This window comes from Clostridium sp. HCP1S3_C6, from assembly GCF_052066735.1.
In the GTDB taxonomy this organism is placed as follows: domain Bacteria; phylum Bacillota; class Clostridia; order Clostridiales; family Clostridiaceae; genus Clostridium.
In genome coordinates this window covers 1-697 of sequence record NZ_JBQHRN010000072.1, presented here as the reverse complement: position 1 = coordinate 697, position 697 = coordinate 1, and the positions used below count along the sequence as shown (strand labels likewise).

Below are 697 nucleotides of genomic sequence, written 5' to 3'. Positions count from 1 at the left end.
TGGATCTTGATTGCTTACAGCATTCTTTACGGCCTGAAGAGCCAAATCAGCATCAATAGTTTTAGACATATGCCAACCAACAATTTTAGCACTGCAACAATCAAAAACAGAGGCTAGATAACACCATCCATCTTTAAGTGTATAAATATAAGTTATATCAGTAAGCCACTTCTTATTTATGGTTTCAGCTGAGAAATCGCCTTTAATAATATTTTCTTTTTGCACAGTTTTATTTTTGGATTGGCATGAAGGCTTCCATTTCTTCACCACAATTGACTTTATACCAAGCTTTTTCATTCTTCTTTGAACACGTTTTAAGCTAATAGAAAGCCCTTTGTTTTCTAATATTTTATGAATTTTAGGTGCCCCGTAACGCCTTTTAGAGGCTGTATATTCATTAATTATTTCCTGGTCTAATGTTTTATTTTCTTGTTCATATCTGGACGGTTTTCGGTGAAGATGCTTATAGTAAGCAGCCCTACTTATTTTAAGAACATTACACATGGTTTTAATATCAAATTTCTTATGAGTTTTCTTAGAATAGTAACCTTTGAATTTATCGATAAATTTATAGATTTCTTCTATTTTGTTGTTGCGAATATGGAGAGTGCTTTTTTTAATATTTCATTTTCCTGTTCCAATTTAGCCATTCTTTTTTTCATTGCTTTAATTTCTGCATCATTATTAGAAATATTAT

The 697-nt window shown here is 30.8% G+C and carries 1 protein-coding gene; it reads right to left on the bottom strand.

Features of this window, described 5'->3' with window-relative positions:
* Window positions 1-564: IS3 family transposase (locus ACTNAO_RS12765; RefSeq protein WP_441048086.1), on the bottom strand; the 564-nt coding region annotated here is incomplete at its 3' end.
* Window positions 565-697 lie beyond the last annotated feature (133 nt).